The organism is Pseudoalteromonas sp. APC 3355 (genome assembly GCF_030407615.1).
GTDB lineage: Bacteria > Pseudomonadota > Gammaproteobacteria > Enterobacterales > Alteromonadaceae > Pseudoalteromonas > Pseudoalteromonas distincta.
In genome coordinates this window covers 572,046-589,730 of sequence record NZ_JASDDB010000001.1, presented here as the reverse complement: position 1 = coordinate 589,730, position 17,685 = coordinate 572,046, and the positions used below count along the sequence as shown (strand labels likewise).

Here is a 17,685-nt window from a genome sequence, read left to right as displayed (position 1 = left end):
CCATGACCATAATTAATAATACCCAATACCGTAAACCTTTACCTGACTCAAACGTCGACTATTACGATACGCAAGAAGCCGTAGATGCAATTAAGCCAGGTGCATACGCCACACTACCTTATACATCGCGTGTATTTGCCGAAAACCTAGTACGCCGATGCGACCCTGCCATGTTAACCGATGCACTTAACCAGCTAATTGAGCGCAAGCAAGATTTAGATTTTCCGTGGTATCCGGCGCGCGTGGTGTGCCACGATATTTTAGGCCAAACAGCACTTGTTGATTTAGCTGGGCTTCGTGATGCAATTGCAGCAAAAGGCGGCGATCCGGCAAAAGTGAATCCGGTAGTACCTACGCAGTTAATAGTGGATCATTCACTGGCGGTAGAGCATGCCGGTTTTGATCCTGACGCATTTGAAAAAAACCGCGCCATTGAAGACAGACGCAATGATGATCGTTTTCATTTTATAAACTGGACTAAAACTGCGTTTAAAAATATTGACGTTATTCCACCGGGTAACGGCATTATGCATCAAATTAACCTTGAAAAAATGTCGCCGGTTATTCAAAGCCGTGATGGCATTGCATTCCCAGATACACTAGTTGGCACCGACAGCCACACGCCTCATGTTGATGCGCTGGGCGTTATTGCTGTGGGTGTAGGCGGGCTTGAAGCTGAAAGCGTAATGCTGGGCCGCGCTTCTTATATTCGCTTACCTGATATTGTTGGTGTTGAGTTAACAGGTAAGCGCCAACCAGGTATTACCGCAACCGATATTGTGTTGGCTATTACTGAATTTTTACGCGAACAACGTGTTGTATCTACTTATTTAGAGTTTTACGGTGAAGGTGCAGACGCGCTTACACTTGGCGACAGAGCAACCATTTCAAACATGACACCTGAATTTGGCGCAACTGCAGCCATGTTTTATATCGATGATAAAACAATAGATTATTTGCGATTAACAGGGCGTGAAGAAGAACAAATTGCCCTTGTAGAAAACTACGCAAAAACAGCAGGTCTTTGGAGCGATAGCTTAAAAACCGCAAAATACGAACGTGTACTTAAGTTTGATTTATCAAGCGTGGGGCGCAATATAGCGGGTCCATCTAATCCGCACCGCCGTGTATCGACAAGCGATTTAGCTAAAGAAGGTATTTCGGGCATTGTTGAAAATGAAGAAGGCTTAATGCCAGACGGCGCGTGTATTATTGCGGCTATTACTAGTTGTACCAATACCAGTAACCCACGCAATGTAATTGCCGCAGCACTCCTTGCCCGTAACGCAAATGCAAAAGGCTTAACTCGTAAACCTTGGGTTAAAACCTCATTAGCACCAGGTTCAAAAGCGGTGCAATCATACCTTGAAGATGCAAACCTACTAACAGAGCTTGAGCAACTTGGCTTTGGCATTGTTGGTTTTGCGTGTACTACCTGTAATGGTATGAGCGGGGCGCTTGACCCTGTTATTCAAAAAGAAGTGATCGATCGCGATTTATACACTACAGCGGTGCTTTCGGGTAATCGCAACTTTGACGGGCGTATTCACCCTTATGCTAAGCAAGCATTTTTAGCGTCACCTCCTTTAGTTGTTGCGTACGCCATTGCAGGTACTATTCGCTTTGATATTGAAAAAGGGGTACTAGGGCAAGATCAACAAGGCAACGATATTACGCTTAAAGATTTATGGCCATCGGATGAAGAGATTGATGCAGTAATTAAGCAAAGCGTTAAGCCAGAGCAATTTAGAAAAGTATACGAGCCAATGTTTAATTTAACCGTAGATTACGGTGAAGATAACGACCCTCTTTACGACTGGCGCCCAGAAAGTACGTACATTCGTCGTCCTCCTTATTGGGAAGGTGCACTTGCGGGTGAGCGTACTATGAGTGGTATGCGTGCGCTTGCAGTTCTTGGCGATAACATTACAACGGATCATTTATCGCCATCAAACGCAATTATGGCAAGTAGTGCTGCTGGCGAATACCTGACCAAAATGAACGTGCCAGAGGAAGACTATAACTCGTACGCAACGCACCGGGGCGATCATTTAACAGCGCAGCGTGCAACATTTGCAAATCCTAAACTACTTAATGAAATGGTGCTTGATGAAAACGGCGACGTTAAGCAAGGCTCTTACGCACGCTTAGAACCACAAGGTACTAATACTCGTATGTGGGAAGCAATCGAAGCCTATATGGAGCGTAAACAACCGCTTATTATTGTAGCCGGAGCCGATTACGGACAAGGTTCGTCGCGCGATTGGGCTGCAAAAGGCGTAAGACTTGCAGGCGTTGAAGTTATTGCAGCAGAGGGCTTTGAGCGTATTCACCGTACTAACTTAATTGGTATGGGGGTTTTACCGCTTGAGTTTAAAGCAGGCACAACGCGTAAAACCCTAAAGCTGGATGGCAGTGAAACATACGATGTAACGGGCGATTTAAAACCAGGTGCGACCGTTAATTTAAGTATTACCCGTAAAGACGGTGAAGTGCTTACTGTGCCTACGAAATGTCGTATAGATACCCAAGAAGAGCTTTCTATTTACGCAGCTGGTGGTGTGTTACAACGCTTTGCTCAAGACTTTTTAGAAGCAACGCAATCTGCATAAGGTCAAGCACTATGTTTAAACCGCAAATTAAAGTGCCTGCAACCTATATGCGTGGCGGCACCAGTAAAGGTGTATTTTTTAATTTAACCGATTTGCCAAAGCCTGCTCAAGTAGCAGGCGAGGCGCGCGATAATTTATTACTGCGTGTTATTGGCAGCCCCGATCCGTATGCCAAACAAACGGATGGAATGGGCGGCGCTACATCAAGCACTAGTAAAACCGTAATCCTAAGTAAAAGTGAGCAAGCCGACCACGATGTTGATTACTTGTTTGGTCAAGTGGCGATAGATAGACCTTTTGTAGATTGGAGCGGTAACTGCGGCAACTTAACGTCAGCAGTGGGGGCTTTTGCCATTAGTAATGGTTTGGTCGATACAAGCAAAGTACCCGATAACGGTGTTGCTATTGTGCGTGTGTGGCAGGCTAATATTAAAAAAAGCATATTAGTGCATGTCCCTATGACCAATGGCGAAGTACAAGAAACCGGTGACTTTGAGCTCGATGGCGTTACATTTGCTGCAGCTGAAGTAAAACTTGAATTTATAGACCCGGCTGATGGAGATGGCGCGTTATTCCCAACAGGTAACGTAGTTGATGACTTAGAGGTTCCAGGTGTTGGTACTTTAAAAGCCACGATGATAAATGCAGGTATTCCTACTGTATTTATTAACGCCACTGATATTAATTATACCGGCACAGAGCTGCAAGACGATATAAATAACGATGTTGCAGCGCTTGAAAAGCTTGAAACCATTCGTGCTTATGGCGCTGTTAAAATGGGCTTAATCACTAACATTAGTGAAGCGCAAGCTCGCCAACATACGCCAAAGGTTGCGTTTGTTGCAGCGCCTTTAGATTACAAAGCGTCTAGCGGTAAAATGATTGAGGCTGCCAATATCAACTTATTAGTACGCGCAATGTCGATGGGTAAACTGCATCATGCCATGATGGGCACAGCTGCTGTAGCTATTGGCACTGCTGCAGCAATTGAAGGCACACTCGTAAATATAGCCGCTGGTGGCGGTGCATTGAGTGAAGTTAACTTTGGTCATCCGTCGGGCACCCTAAAAGTAGGTGCTGAGGCTAAAAATACTGCAGGTAACTGGCTAGTTACCAAAGCAAGTATGAGCCGAAGTGCACGTGTATTAATGGAAGGGATTGTAAGAGTCCCTTACTAATCACTGGTGAAGTTAAGCGCAACTAAACATTTATTTTAGTTAAGCAAACAAATTTTATAAACGTTTGCTTAGCTAAAGTAAAACCTACTCATACTCGTTAGAAATAATCCTTTTTCATTAATTTTTCGAATTATCGTCTTTTTTAGCTCTCATCCACCGCATTTACTTGAAGAATATAATTAACAAACTAGATTGTATGTAATATTCATTTAATAAAGTGAATATATTGTATCAATATGTGCTGGTTCTTTATGAGTGTCTATAGGTTATTGAATAATAGAGATGCTGATAAAGAAGTAGCTCATAGAATAAAGATAAATACTTCTATAAAACGTATAAATATGTAGCATAACTATATAGCTTAATGGTATTTTTAATGTTCTAGTAACAAAAGTTATGATTGTGTACTTTTTTGATGCTTTTTGAATATAAAAGCTTACATAAATCACTATCAACTAAACTAATTTCTGATACTCATTCCAGGCTATCAAGGAGAAATAAATGGTAAAGCGTACGATCAAATTTACACCTATTGCAGCTTCAGTTGCACTTACATTAGGCTTAACAGCATGTGGTTCTGATAACGACAGAAATATTCCTGTTACACCTGTAGAATCTTTCACTGCAACGGGCGATGCACAATTTAACATTGAAGTAACAGGTAAAGCAGTTAAAGGTTCAATGAAAAGTGCAGTAGTAACTGTAATGACTTTAGATGCATCTGGTCAAAGCGTTCCTGTTGCATTTCGCTCAGCTGCTTCAGCAGAGGCTGAGTCTTTTTCTGAAGAAGCACTATCACAAGATGCTGCAGATGCAGCGGTAGAAGCAAGTAAAATTGCCGCTAACCCTGAAGTGCTAACTGATGAAAACGGTCGTTACAGCATCTACCTAGATGATGATTTTACTGGACCTGTTTACATTACTGTTAAAACGTCTGAAGAAGGCGATGATAGCTTTTTACGTTGTGATGCTTACGTAGGTTGTGGCACTTACGATGAAGCGCCAGAAGTTGACGACGAAAATGATGGTGATACTTATATTGAGTTTGGCGAATGGTACAAAACTGACCTAGAGCTTTCAGTTGTTAAGTTTATTCCAGCTGTTGAAGCAGATACATCTGGAGCGAGCGGTTCTGCAGGCGACGATAATGTTATAGGTTCTTATAAAGCTAATGTTACTTTTTTAACATCATTAGTGGCGGCTCTTCTTCTTGACTCAGGTTCAAGTGTAGATGAAGACGCTATTGCTACAGCTAGCTTAAACACTGTTGTACAAGTAATGGGTCAAGACGCAGCACTTTTACTTTCTGCTATTATTGGCGATTTATCTAACGGCGGCGCTGTAGATTTAAGTAATGTTGATGGCGAAGAAGAACTTACTGACGGTATTTTAGCAATTGCACAGCTTTCATCTTCAATTCAAGGTTTACCTTCAATTGGTGATGTAATGAGCAGCATTAAAGCTGGTATTAAATCAGGCCAGTTTAAAGGTAATGCTGACGCTGACATTGCTGCAATAGCTACAATGTTACAAACAGCTATTACAAATACTGCAAATGTTTTTGTTGCCATTGCTACTGGTACTGAAGATGACATTAAAACTGCGTTAGAAGCCGCTTTCGCAGCAAAAACTCCAGCTCCTACTGCTGGTGAGATAGTTGCATTTGCTGCTAACTCAGCTGATGTTGCTAAAAAAGCAAAAGCTGCTAAAGATAAAGCTGTTAAAAATGGTGCAGCAACTGATGCCGGCCTTGCAGCCGCTGCAGTAAAAGTTAAAAAAGCACTAGAAGTAATTGGTTGTACTGGTGCAGAATGTACAGTTGGAGATGATTTTTATACAGCTCTAGCAGCTGCTTTAACAGTAGAAGTTACAGCTTCACAAACTGCACTTACTGCATTAGAAATGGATATTGAGACAGCTCAAAGTTCACTTGCTGATGTTCAAGCAATGGGTGGCGACGCTCTTACAGCTGATAACGCAGCTGCATTTGTAAGTGCTGTAACATTACTGAAAAATGAAGCTGCTACAGCTGATTTAACAGTTAAAGCGGATTCTATTTTTGTTAAATCACAAGGTTATGTAACTGCTGCAAAAGCGCTAGTTACTCAAAGCTCTGATTACCAACAGATTCTTGATTCTGCAACGTCTTTACAAACAGATGCATTTGATGCTGTAACTGACACAGTTGCATACGACGCTGCATTAGCTGCACTAGTAGCGGAAGCAGAAGAAGCGATTGAAACGTTTGATATTGCTCTTGCCGCAGCAAAACTAGTTGCTGAAGATACTGCAGACGTTGCTGATGAGAAAAAATCAGCAGCAGACACAGCTGAAGCAGCTTCTACAAGCGCACTTGCTAACGCAGAAGGTGCAATGGTAGATACAGCCGCAAACGCAACTGAAGCTCTTGAGCTTGCAATGACTGCTGTTACTGCTGCGTCTGACTTTGCTGCTGCTGTTGATGCACTTGAAATTGCTATTGAGCAAGCACTTGTTGCTGCTAATGCTTACCTAGACCTTGAAGGCGAAGGCGCACAAGCAATGATTGATGCGCTTACAGCTATGCAAACAGCTGCTGTAGCTCAAGGTGACCTAGCTAGCGAGCAATTTGTAACAGCTTATAACCTACAACTTGTTGCTGAAGCGGCGGTTGCTAAACTTGAAGTACTAACTTCTGTTAAAGCTACATCAGAGTCATTATCGACTATGACTGTGCTTACTAACACTGGCGGTCAAGCGGTTATCGATGCAGCAGACGTTCTTGCTGACGTAATTGATGAACTAGCTGAAATGGGTAACTCAGGTGAAGGTACTTCTACTCGTCAACCTGATTGGTCATATAACTATGACTTAGATGCGTTAGTTTTAGAATTAGAGAACGAAACTACCGGTGAAATGATCAGTGCTTCAGCTTCTTACCAAGGCGAGCAATTAGTTGTTGCTTGGGGCGCTACATTAATGGGTGAAAATGACGCAACTGTTTCACTTGTTACTGCTGATACACAAGCACAAGCACTTGAAGATTGTGTTGATTTTGCTGCAGGCACAATTGATGCTACTCAAATTGATTCATGTTTAATATTCACATTTGACGGTGCAGTAAATGCTGACACAATTGATGATGCTGAAATTATCGATACGCAAGCTTGGAACCACGTTGAAATTATGGACGGTGATTCTGGTTTCACTGGTATGCTAAACCTTACTGCAACTGAAGAATCAGATTCTTCAAGTATTACACTTGAAGGTATGTCTGGCGACTTAGACTTTAAAGTAATGGGTATGGTTGACAGTAGTGGTGATGAAGATGAAAGTACATTAGAAGTTATGGTTAAAGGTGACGCAGCAATGGGTTACACATTATCTCTAACTGGTATGGAATCTACAGGTTACACTGGTGATGTTAAAGCTATGTACAATGGCGAAATGATGTCATTTGGTACTGCTTCTAAAGTTACTAACGGTGTATCTATCACTTACATCGATGGTGATGTAGTGCCTTACACTGATGTTGATTTAATTGATTCATCTAAGTAATATTTAAACTATAAAAGGGGAAAGCAGCGCTTTTCCCTTTTTTTATAGAAAGCGATTAAATTATGAAAAAAAAAATTCTCTTGTTAGGATTTTCAACAGCTTTTATTTCTCCTCTTGCTTCCGCAGATAACCAATTTCAAATATTTACTCATTTTGACGCAGAAATTTATACTGAAGCACAACCAGTACAAGCCTTTGTAGATGATTTTGATGCACCATTAAAATCGGGTGACAGTGCGTTTACCTATAATATTTTTGAAGTGGGTGTTGGCTACGGTAATTTTAAAGTGGGTTTACAAAGTCGTTATGACTATGTTCTTAACTTTGATCCTGATACAGCTAAATATACTCATACCGAAAAGAATGATTTAGAGTTTGAAGATAGATTTTATACTTATTACCTCGATGCTAAACAAGCAACGTCTAATGGTGTATTCGTATCTTATGATTTTAAATTTTTAGATAAAAATGCATTAACAATAACACCTAAGCTTTCTGTTTTTGCCAGCTCACACTATCAAGATGCCACTGTAAATGGTGAGATTTTTAGTGATGAAGTTGAAGGTGCTGTAACTGTCGATTACAACTTTTCAAAAGATATTTTATTTAAAGAATTTACACCTTCACAAAAGCCTGAAGGGCTAGGCTATAGCCTAGATATTTTTGCCGATTGGCAAGTAAATGACGAACTTAAAGTTGGTTTTAGCGTAAAAGATTTGCTCTATAAAACACAGTACGAAGACAGCGGCTCCGTAAAAGGTCAAACTACTGAAATTCCATTTAGCGAAGATGACAACGGCGATATTATTACTCAGCCAACAGTTTCATTAAAAACATCTGCATTTGGAAATACGGTATCTCATGATTTCGAAATGGAAATGCGACTCCAAGCATTTGCCGATTACAGAATAAACGACCGATTCTCGACTCAGTTAACTTTAAAACGTTACGATAAAGACACGTTTAGCCAACTAAAAGGCCGTATTCACTTTTGGGATCATTGGCGAGTACAAGCAGGCTACGAAACAAAAAGCGAAGCATTTTTAGTTGGTATAGAAAACGAATATTTTGGTCTTAATTTACAAACTGATAGCCTAGATTTAGATAAAGCCTATCATGCGAATGTGAATTGGTACGTGAACATTAAGTTTTAAGGAATGAAGATGTTAAAACAAATTATACCTTTAGGGGTCGCTATTGCATTGGCCGGTTGTGGTTCTTCATCAGACAGTGACAGTTCAGAATCTGTTGCAGTGAGTGAAATTCCTACATCTTCTTCTGTCAGTTTTTATGTATCTAATTGGCAATCACCACAGGGCACGCTTAATGTTTTAGATAGCGATGGGGTGGTGCAAGAATCAATTGAAGTCGAAAACATCAATACTGCGAGTGTAAGTGTAACTCCACTTACTTTTAATAGTTTTGAGTTTATACCTAGCGATACAGCTCTACCTTGTCCGCGATTTACAGGGTGTGGCAGAACTGTGCGTGGTGATGTAAATGACTTAAACGCAAACCGGTTAATCGACTATCAAGAATTGACAGCCGTTACCCTTAATTACAAAGCGGATGCATTTAGTGCACCGGGTGTAAATAAGGTTTATTTATCGCCATTGAGTAAAGCAATTACAGAAGAAGGCTTTAGTGCTACGCAGGCGAGTTTATCAGCCACGCCTTTTTATCATTTAACGCACAGTAATTTAAATGCAAGTGTTGAAGCAGAAATGGTTACAAATGCCTTCACCTACGCGGCAATTTTAGCTGGTGTTGCTGATAGTTCGTTTAGTGTTGAAAGTGCTTTTAATGCATTTACTAACTTGGAGACTGACCAGCAAGCATGGCAAGATTACAGCGATTTAGCAGCGCAGTATGTTACAGATAACTTATTTAGCGACCAAGGTAATGCTTTGCTGAAAAATGTAGCTGGTCAAGTTAAGCAAACGATTGCAAGTGTAACTACATTTACAAATTGGCAGGCTCGCTCAGCAGAAGTGCAAAGCTTAGACTCAAGAGAGTTACTTGTTGATACGCGAAATATAATTGGTGTTGCAAGACTTCAAGAAAAAAGCTATTCAGATGAATTAGACGCAAAATTTACTGAGCTTGAAGGTGCGTTTGATGACGATACACAAAGAACCCTTGATGCACTTAGTAATGCTTTAAACGAAGTTATCACAAATTATTCACCACTAGCTGATGGCTCTACACCATCAGGGCAATATAAGCTTCGTGATTTAGATATTGATTACAACCAATCACCTTATACTTGGGCTATTACTGGCACATATGATGAGTTACCTATAACCATTGATTTATCAATTCCAACTTTCAGAGTAAGTGGTGTATTAGGTAATAAAATCGAAGGTGTAATGAGCGCAACGGTCACAAATGGTGCTACGGTATTAAGTGTGGATGTAAGTGAGTTGCTGATTGAGTTTGATGGCATAGATGCTCAAAGTGAATTAAACCCAGAAGCCGATACGGGTATTACACAGGTAACCACCAACGTAATTATCAATAAAGCAGCGGGTAAACTCGAAGGTGATTTATCAGTAAACTTAAATCGTTTTGTTAATTCACTAGGTGAGGAGTCAACCACGTTATCTACTTTTGATTTTAATGGTGATTACGTAAGCGACATTCAAAGCACTGCATTTCATATCACAGCAGTAGAGGCTTCGCCTTTTGTTGGTGAAGATAATGACGATTTAGCATTTACTTTTGAATTAGATTTTCCATTGAGTGGTGCAAGCGATTTTAAATTTGCGTACGTAGGCGATGTGGAAAACTTATCAGAACTTACTTCTACAGATATATTTGTTAGCATAAAAAACCGCGCGTTAGATTTACGTATCCGTGATGTTAGTGGCAACATTAATCTAATAGCAAAAGGCGAAAATGGACGTTGGTTAGATGTAAAGCAAAAGGGCCGTAATTACAGTGGCGGTTTATATTTTGGTGATACTAAACTAGCTGATGTTACTGCGGTACGTGGTATTCCTGGTGTTTTATTTCCAAATGGTGAGTTTGAGTCGTTATTTTAACCATTAGATTAAATATTTAAAAACTCAGCATATGCCTTATAGCTCAGCGCTTTTTGCGATGAGTGAAGTGTTTTTATAACTATTCGAAATCCGGTATTAGTTTTCTAGTATCGGATTTTTTAATGTTTGTTATATTAGTTAAATGCGCCTGAATCGAGGTAGTTGCCAATCCCAAGTGTAAACATCCATAGCCCCCATAAGCTGTGCTCAATAACACACACGACCGTTGAGCGGCTTTGTGCGTAGGTATACGCAAACAGTAAACCGCCCAAAAAGGCTAAGGCTACTGCAATCCAATTTGCATACACAATATGCGCCAGCGCAAATACACTCGCACTGACTACAATACGCACTGCTTTTTTTGGCATGATGCGTTTATAACGATGAAAAAAATACGTTCTGAATATTAATTCTTGAGGAATAACCGACAGTATTGGGTAGAGCACCAACAGTAAAAGCCAATCATTAAACGAGTTACGGGGAAGGGTAAACCAGTTGCCTTGATGAATAATCCCGTAAAACATGCCTGAGAACAGCGCACCTAAAAAAAAGAAGCTAAACAAACGCCTTTTAACAGCAGAAAATTGCCCAAGGCTTGTGAGTCTAAACCGTTTAAAATGAGGATCGCCTAGTAGCAACATACAACACACACTCATAAGTATAATAAGCGCAGGGATAAGCCAATTAGCTAAATGCTCGCGTAATCCAAAACCCAACAAGGGCAGCAATATAAAAATGAGGGTAAATTCAAACCAGCGGTATTGATTAGCGTTCAAGGTCGTCTCAACTTGCTTTTTTTAATAAGCTAACAAGCTAAGACGACACTTTTATGACGAGGGGCTTACTTTGCAGGTTCTTCTTCATCAGGGAGGTATTTGTACAAGGCAATAATAGTGGCAAAAATACTTACAAAGGTAATACCCATTAAACCAAATACTTTAAAGTTAACCCAAAAGTCGAGCGAAAAATTATATGCAATATAAATGTTTAGTGCTGCGATGCCAGCAGTAATTACAACCCACATTAAATTAAGCTTATCCCATAATGGTTCTGGGACAACAATGGCTTGCTTTGTATCATTAGCATTTTCGAGGATTGAGCTAAGCGCTTTTTTAACGAGGTTTTTGTTAAGTACATAACGGCTAACAAGTAACGTTAAACTCAAACCTGCATATATGAGTGTTGCTTTCCATTTAATGTATTGCTCATCATGAAGTACCAGCGTTAGCGTACCAAACACGGCAGCAATGCCAAAAAATATCCAATGACGAGTAGGCACATTTCCATGTTTAAAGTAGCTATAAGCAACTTGAATAAGCGTAGTGGCCATTAATAAACCGGTAGCCCAATAAATATCGACGAGTTTAAACACTGCAAAAAACAGTATGAGTGGAATGTATTCAATTAATGCGTGCATATACTACCTAAATTATACAAAAAAGAGTCAAAGGCTTTTTACCACATAAAGCTTAGCAACTACAAGGTTGACTTGTTGCCCTGTAACCCTTAGCCTGCGTGGCTTTATTACCAATTTGGTTTGGTATTTTTCATATCATCATATTCCCACGCTTAACCAACACTGATTTGGCGTGTATTTAGGATCCTAAAATGAATAAAGCAGAACTCGTTGCTGCCATTGCACACAAAAGTGAATTAACAAAAAAAGATTCTCAAGCGGCACTTTCAAGCTTGCAAAAAGTCATTACTAAATCGCTTTCTGAGGGCGATCAAGTTCAAATTAATGGCTTTGGTACCTTTGCGCTAAGTTATTACCCAGCGCGTACTGGGCGTAACCCACAAACAGGGGCTGCAATTGAAATAGAAGGCGCAAATAAAGCGGTTTTTAAACCTGCTAAGGCGTTAAAAGATCTGCTTTAAATTTATTTAAGGTTTTAAACCTCGTATTGATAGATAAGCTACATGAGCGCGAAGTAAATTCGCACCTACGGGTATATACTGTAGGTCAGGATTACACGTCGCGTTTAATGGCTTTAAATTACATGAGCGCGAAGTAAACGCACCAATGGGGAAATATGCTGTAGGTGAGGTTTTATACCTCGCTTTTGGTGGTGTTAAATTACATGGGCTGGAAATAAAGTCGCACTTATGTACATTATTCATAATCTCTAAATAATTTACATGGATTATAAATCCTACTTAAATTAAATCCTTTATTTTCAATTGCTTGTTATCGGCACGCATCGTGCTTTTTTGATTGTGTATTTTAAATATACCTTTTAAGAAAATAAGGAGATCTCAATGAGTACATTACAAACAAGCACACGTTTACAAGGCAAAAAAATCGCAATTTTAGCCACTGATGGATTTGAGCAAAGTGAGCTTTTATCTCCACGCAGCGCATTACTTGATGCTGGTGCGAACATCGAAATAGTATCAATTAAAGAAGGTCAAATTACTGGCTGGGATGAAGACAAGTGGGGCGATAAAGTAACAGTAGATAAACTAGTTACAAACGCGGATCCCGCTGATTATGACGCGCTTATGCTTCCTGGTGGTTTATTTAATCCAGACAGTTTACGCCAAGATAAAGATGCTAAAGCATTTATTGATGGCTTTTTCGGCGCAGAAAAAAACAAACCCGTTGCTGCTATTTGCCACGCACCGTGGTTGTTAGCTGAAATTAATAAATTGCGCGACCGTACCATTACTTCTTTTCCTAGTATTAAAAGCGATTTAATTAATGCAGGTGCTAATTGGGTTGACCAAGAAGTATGTGTAGATAAAGGTTTAGTAACAAGCCGAAGCCCAGCTGATTTAGAAGCATTTAATGCTAAATTTATTGAAGAGATTTTAGAGGGTAAACACCAAGCTCACTAATTTGCTTTTTAAAAAACAAAAAAGGGCATTTTAAATGCCCTTTTTTAATGCGTAAATTTACACTTTTTATAATGCGGTTGCCGCTTTCATTTCACTAACAAATGCTTTTAACTGCGTTGTCATTGCGTCTAAATCGTTAAGGTTAGCTTCAATAATTTTAACTACAGCAGAGCCTGAAATAGCACCTGCTGCGCCTGCATTAAGTGCCGCTTTTACATCATCTGGTGTTGAAATACCAAACCCTAAAAGAGCAGGGGCTGCATGGTATTCTTTTAATTTAGTAACAATATTACCCGCTGGCATTTGTGCTTTTGTATCGGTACCGGTAACACCTGCGCGCGATAGTAAATACGTATAACCACGACCGTAAGAGGCGCATTGGCGAAGTGTGTCGTCATCCGCATTAGGTGTTGCTATAAAAATTGGGTCTACACCGTTATCCATCGCCGATTTTCTAAATATTTTAGATTCATGCAGAGGCACGTCAGCCACTAAAATAGAGTCTACACCTACCGCTTTTGCATCTTTGTAAAATGCTTCTATGCCGCGCTTAAAAACAAGGTTTGAGTAAAGCAATAATCCAATTGGAATATCGGCGTTATACTCGCGTATCTCTTTAATAACATCAAAGCAATCTTGCGTGTTAATGTGCACATCAAGTGCGCGAATATTAGCTTTTTGAATTACAGGACCATCCGCAATCGGATCAGAAAACGGAATACCAAGCTCAAGTGCATCAGCGCCGCCGTCAATTAAGCTTTTAATAATCGCAACACTTTGCTCTTTACCTGGGTCGCCAATTGTTACAAATGGTACAAACGCACCTTGTTTTTTCTCGTTAAGCGCTGCAAACATTTTACCGTAACGATCCGTTTTTACTTGGCTCATAGCTGACCTCTTTCAGATAGTACATTGTGAACGTGTGCTAAATCTTTATCGCCACGACCACTTAAATTAATAACTAAAACGCTTTCCTCGGTTTGCTCTTCTGCATACTTAAGTGCATAAGCAAGCGCATGGCTTGATTCAAGCGCCGGAATGATCCCTTCGTTTTTAGCAAGTGATTGAAACGCATCAAGCGCTTCTGTATCTGTGATACCCACGTATTGCGCTCGACCGGTTTCGTGTAAAAATGCGTGCTGAGGACCAACCGCAGGGTAATCAAGACCCGCTGATACAGAGTAAGACTCTTCAATTTGGCCATCGTCGTTTTGCATAATGTACGTGTAAGTACCGTGTAATATGCCTTTAGTGCCTTTACAAATTGTTGCACCGTGCTCATTTGTATCAAGCCCTTTCCCAGCAGGCTCAACACCAATTAATTTAACGCCTGGCTCGTCAATAAAGTCGGTGAACATACCAATTGCGTTTGAACCACCACCAACACAGGCAATAACAGCGTCAGGTAAACGACCTTCGGCTTTAAGTACTTGTTGTTTAGCTTCTTCACCAATAACTTTTTGATACTCACGTACAATTGTTGGGAATGGGTGAGGACCAGCGGCTGTGCCTAGTAGGTAATGCGCGCCTTGATAATTAGCTGACCAGTCACGCAGGGCTTCATTTACTGCATCTTTTAATGTGCCAGAACCCGCTGTAACAGGAATAACTTCTGCGCCCATTAACTTCATTCTAAATACGTTTGGTTGCTGACGTTCAACGTCTTTTGCGCCCATATAAATTCGACATTTTAAACCCAGTAGTGCACATGCAAGCGCGGTTGCAACGCCGTGTTGGCCCGCGCCTGTTTCAGCAATTACTTGTTTTTTACCCATGCGCTTAGTAAGTAACGCTTGGCCAAGTACTTGGTTGGTTTTATGTGCGCCGCCGTGTAATAAGTCTTCACGCTTTAGATACAGTTTTACTTTTGGGTTTTTAACTAAATTGCGCGTTAAAGTAAGTGGGGTAGGACGACCCGCATACTCGTTTAATAATTTACTTAGCTCAGCCTGAAACTCAGGATCTTTTTGTGCTTTGTTAAATTCGTTTTCTAACTGCTTAAGCGCAGGGACAAGTAACTCGGGTACAAACATACCGCCAAACTCGCCAAAATAAGCTGGATTTTGCATTTTAACCTCAATAATTTCTGATGCTTGTAAAAGCATTATGTAATTTGTTAGGGCATTTTTTACCCGCAGATTCTTCAACGCCTGAGTTTAAATCAAGGCCTAAGGCACCTTTAAAAAGCGCATCTTTAATATTGTCTGGATTTAAGCCTCCAGCGAGCATAAACGGTGTAGTTGCATCATGAAGCACCGACCAATCAAATGCTTTACCTGTACCGCCAGCTTGTGTATCGCTGTGTGTATCGTAAAGGTGTCGGTCAACGCCATTTACAGGCGTTGGCAATGCATCTTTTATTGCTTGGGCTTTCCAAATCTCGCAGCCGGTAGGTAACTGTGTACGCAACTGAGCGATGTAATCGTCACTTTCTTGACCATGTAATTGAACTGCCGCCAATTTTAGCACACTTGCGTATTGAGCAACTTGATCAATTGGGGCATCTACAAACACACCCACAAAATTAAGCGGGGCACTTTGGCTTAGCTCTTTTGCGCAATCTAAATCAACATAGCGTGGCGATTTAGGATGAAAAATTAAACCACCGTAAATAGCACCGTTTTGATATGCCGCTTGTGCATCTTTGGTACGTGTTAAACCACATACTTTATTGTCACCTAAAATAACACGGCGACATGCTTGCTCTAAATCACGCTCGCCCATAAGTGAGCTGCCAATTAAAAAACCATCGCATAATGGGGCTAAACGTTTTACGTCTTGATGGGTGTAAATACCCGATTCCGAAATAACCACTTTATCTGCCGGAATAAGCTTTCGTAGTTTTTCGGTAGTGGCTAAATCGGTGCTTAAATCGCGTAAATCGCGGTTATTAATACCAATAATTTGTGCATCAAGCGCAAGTGCACGGTGTACTTCCTCTTCATTACTTACTTCGGTTAATACCGACATATTCAGAGAATCGGCAACAGCGTGCAGTGCTTTATAGCTTTCGTCATCGAGTACTGAAAGCATTAATAATATAGCGTCACCGCCATAAATACGCGCCATATATACTTGGTATTCATCTATAAAAAAGTCTTTACAGATAAGCGGTTGTTCTACTTGGCTGCGCACAAATTCAAGATAGTCAAAACTGCCTTGAAAATATTTAGCATCAGTTAACACGCTCATGCAGGTAGCGTATTTTTTATAAACCGATGTGATTTCGGTTAAATCAAATGGCTCTCTAATTAACCCTTTTGAAGGCGATGCTTTTTTACACTCTAAAATAAACTGTGTGCCTGGGGCGGCTAATGCTTTGTAAAAACTACGGCTTGTAGGCACTGCAAGATGCTTAAAGCTTTCAAGCGGGCGTGCAGCTTTACGCTCAATGAGTTCTAATTTTTTATCAGCAACAATTTTGTCTAATACATTAGCCATTACTTACCTCAATAATTGCATTTAGTGTGTTCATGGCTTGCCCTGAACTTAATAATGTTTGTACTTGCTTTGCCCCTTCTTTTAACGTTTCTGCTTTACCTGTTAGGTATAAAAGGGCAGCTACGTTAACCACAATGGCAGCATTATGTGCATCTGTGCCTTTGCCTTGTAAGATGGCAAGGCTAGCATTTGCGTTGTATTGTGGGCCTTCACCAGCGAGTTGTTCAAGTGAATAGTTTGCAAGGTCAAAGTCGCTTGGGTTTAGCGTGTACTGTGTAAGCTCGCCATTATTTAGCTCAACTACCGTTGTTGGACCGTGTAGAGCTATTTCGTCAGTGCCCGAGCCGTGAACAATCATAGCGCGCTTTGTGCCAAGGGTTTTAAGTGTTTGTGCCATTGGCATACATAACGCTTCGTTGTACACACCTAACAATTGCACATCAGGTGCTGCTGGGTTAGCAAGCGGGCCTAAAATATTAAAAATAGTGCGTGTTTTAAGCGCTGTACGCACGCCCATCGCATGGCGTACGCCACTGTGATAGTGCGGTGCAAACAAAAAGGTAAAATTGGTTTGCTCAAGGCATTTTGCTGCCTGCTCTGGGCTCATATCTATATTAATGCCCAGGGCTTTTAGTAAGTCGGCAGAGCCTGAATTACTCGATACACTGCGATTACCATGTTTTACCATGTTAATACCGGCAGCAGCGGCAACTATGGCTGCTGTTGTGCTTATATTAATTGTGTTTGAGCCATCACCGCCAGTGCCACAGCTATCGGCAAGTTGTGTACTGCTGGTAGTAAAAGCAACAGCGTTTTCGCGCATTGAGGCTGCAGCACCTGCTATTTCATCGCTTACTTCGCCTTTAATTTTAAGGCTTATTAGTAGGGCGGTTAGCTCAATCTCGCTCATGTTACCTTGCATTATTTCATCAAATAGTGCTTTGGCGTCTGCGTAGTTTAATGATTGCCCTGTAATTAGTAGTTCAATCGCGTGTTGAACATTTATGGGTTGTTCTGGTTGTGTACTCATAATGT

13 protein-coding genes are annotated in these 17,685 nt (G+C 40.7%); 7 read left to right on the top strand and 6 right to left on the bottom strand.

The genetic code is table 11. The features are described 5' to 3' along the window. Window positions 1-2 precede the first annotated feature (2 nt). The 5 genes from acnD to QMA08_RS02545 all read left to right on the top strand — a co-directional run bounded on the left by acnD (window position 3) and on the right by QMA08_RS02545 (window position 10,371). On the top strand, window positions 3-2,612 hold the full coding sequence (acnD, locus tag QMA08_RS02565; protein WP_290173568.1) for a Fe/S-dependent 2-methylisocitrate dehydratase AcnD: 2,610 nt from the start codon (window positions 3-5) through the stop codon (window positions 2,610-2,612). Between the two features lie 11 nt (window positions 2,613-2,623). Continuing rightward, window positions 2,624-3,790, top strand: a complete 1,167-nt coding sequence (prpF, locus tag QMA08_RS02560) for a 2-methylaconitate cis-trans isomerase PrpF (protein WP_290173567.1) — start codon at window positions 2,624-2,626, stop codon at window positions 3,788-3,790. A gap of 501 nt (window positions 3,791-4,291) precedes the next feature. Continuing rightward, window positions 4,292-7,327: a hypothetical protein gene (locus QMA08_RS02555; protein ID WP_290173565.1), complete on the top strand. Its 3,036-nt coding sequence runs from the start codon at window positions 4,292-4,294 to the stop codon at window positions 7,325-7,327. Between the two features lie 62 nt (window positions 7,328-7,389). Next, a complete protein-coding gene (locus tag QMA08_RS02550; protein ID WP_290173563.1) occupies window positions 7,390-8,481 on the top strand; it encodes a hypothetical protein in 1,092 nt (363 codons plus the stop codon). 9 nt (window positions 8,482-8,490) lie between these two features. After that, window positions 8,491-10,371 (top strand): hypothetical protein, encoded by a 1,881-nt coding sequence (locus QMA08_RS02545; protein WP_290173562.1) that lies wholly within the window; start codon window positions 8,491-8,493, stop codon window positions 10,369-10,371. Between the two features lie 134 nt (window positions 10,372-10,505). On the opposite strand, the gene QMA08_RS02540 is transcribed toward QMA08_RS02545, so the two are convergent. Both QMA08_RS02540 and QMA08_RS02535 read right to left on the bottom strand, forming a co-directional pair. Further along, window positions 10,506-11,147, bottom strand: a complete 642-nt coding sequence (locus QMA08_RS02540; protein WP_039489977.1) for a CPBP family intramembrane glutamic endopeptidase — start codon at window positions 11,145-11,147, stop codon at window positions 10,506-10,508. A 65-nt stretch (window positions 11,148-11,212) separates the two neighbouring features. Beyond that, window positions 11,213-11,788 (bottom strand): inner membrane-spanning protein YciB, encoded by a 576-nt coding sequence (locus QMA08_RS02535; RefSeq protein WP_033038311.1) that lies wholly within the window; start codon window positions 11,786-11,788, stop codon window positions 11,213-11,215. Window positions 11,789-11,979: 191 nt separating this feature from the next. On the opposite strand from QMA08_RS02535, the gene QMA08_RS02530 reads away from it, so the two are divergent. Both QMA08_RS02530 and QMA08_RS02525 read left to right on the top strand, forming a co-directional pair. Further along, the gene (locus tag QMA08_RS02530) at window positions 11,980-12,249 is read left to right on the top strand and encodes an HU family DNA-binding protein (RefSeq protein WP_007375441.1); all 270 of its coding nucleotides are present in this window, start codon (window positions 11,980-11,982) and stop codon (window positions 12,247-12,249) included. Window positions 12,250-12,630: 381 nt separating this feature from the next. Further along, window positions 12,631-13,209 (top strand): type 1 glutamine amidotransferase domain-containing protein, encoded by a 579-nt coding sequence (locus QMA08_RS02525; RefSeq protein WP_007582489.1) that lies wholly within the window; start codon window positions 12,631-12,633, stop codon window positions 13,207-13,209. Between the two features lie 66 nt (window positions 13,210-13,275). Here QMA08_RS02525 and trpA read toward each other — a convergent pair whose 3' ends face one another. Genes trpA through trpD form a run of 4 tightly spaced genes read right to left on the bottom strand, consistent with a single transcriptional unit; the run spans window position 13,276 to window position 17,680 of the window. After that, window positions 13,276-14,097: a tryptophan synthase subunit alpha gene (gene trpA, locus QMA08_RS02520; RefSeq protein ID WP_024595006.1), complete on the bottom strand. Its 822-nt coding sequence runs from the start codon at window positions 14,095-14,097 to the stop codon at window positions 13,276-13,278. Beyond that, window positions 14,094-15,278 (bottom strand): tryptophan synthase subunit beta, encoded by a 1,185-nt coding sequence (trpB, locus tag QMA08_RS02515; RefSeq protein ID WP_290173558.1) that lies wholly within the window; start codon window positions 15,276-15,278, stop codon window positions 14,094-14,096. Before trpB ends, trpA begins: the two co-directional genes overlap by 4 nt. Before the next feature lie 7 nt (window positions 15,279-15,285). After that, window positions 15,286-16,650, bottom strand: a complete 1,365-nt coding sequence (trpCF, locus tag QMA08_RS02510) for a bifunctional indole-3-glycerol-phosphate synthase TrpC/phosphoribosylanthranilate isomerase TrpF (RefSeq protein WP_002961581.1) — start codon at window positions 16,648-16,650, stop codon at window positions 15,286-15,288. Further along, window positions 16,643-17,680: an anthranilate phosphoribosyltransferase gene (gene trpD / locus QMA08_RS02505; protein ID WP_290173555.1), complete on the bottom strand. Its 1,038-nt coding sequence runs from the start codon at window positions 17,678-17,680 to the stop codon at window positions 16,643-16,645. The genes trpCF and trpD overlap by 8 nt, the downstream gene beginning before the upstream one ends. Between the last annotated feature and the right edge of the window lie 5 nt (window positions 17,681-17,685).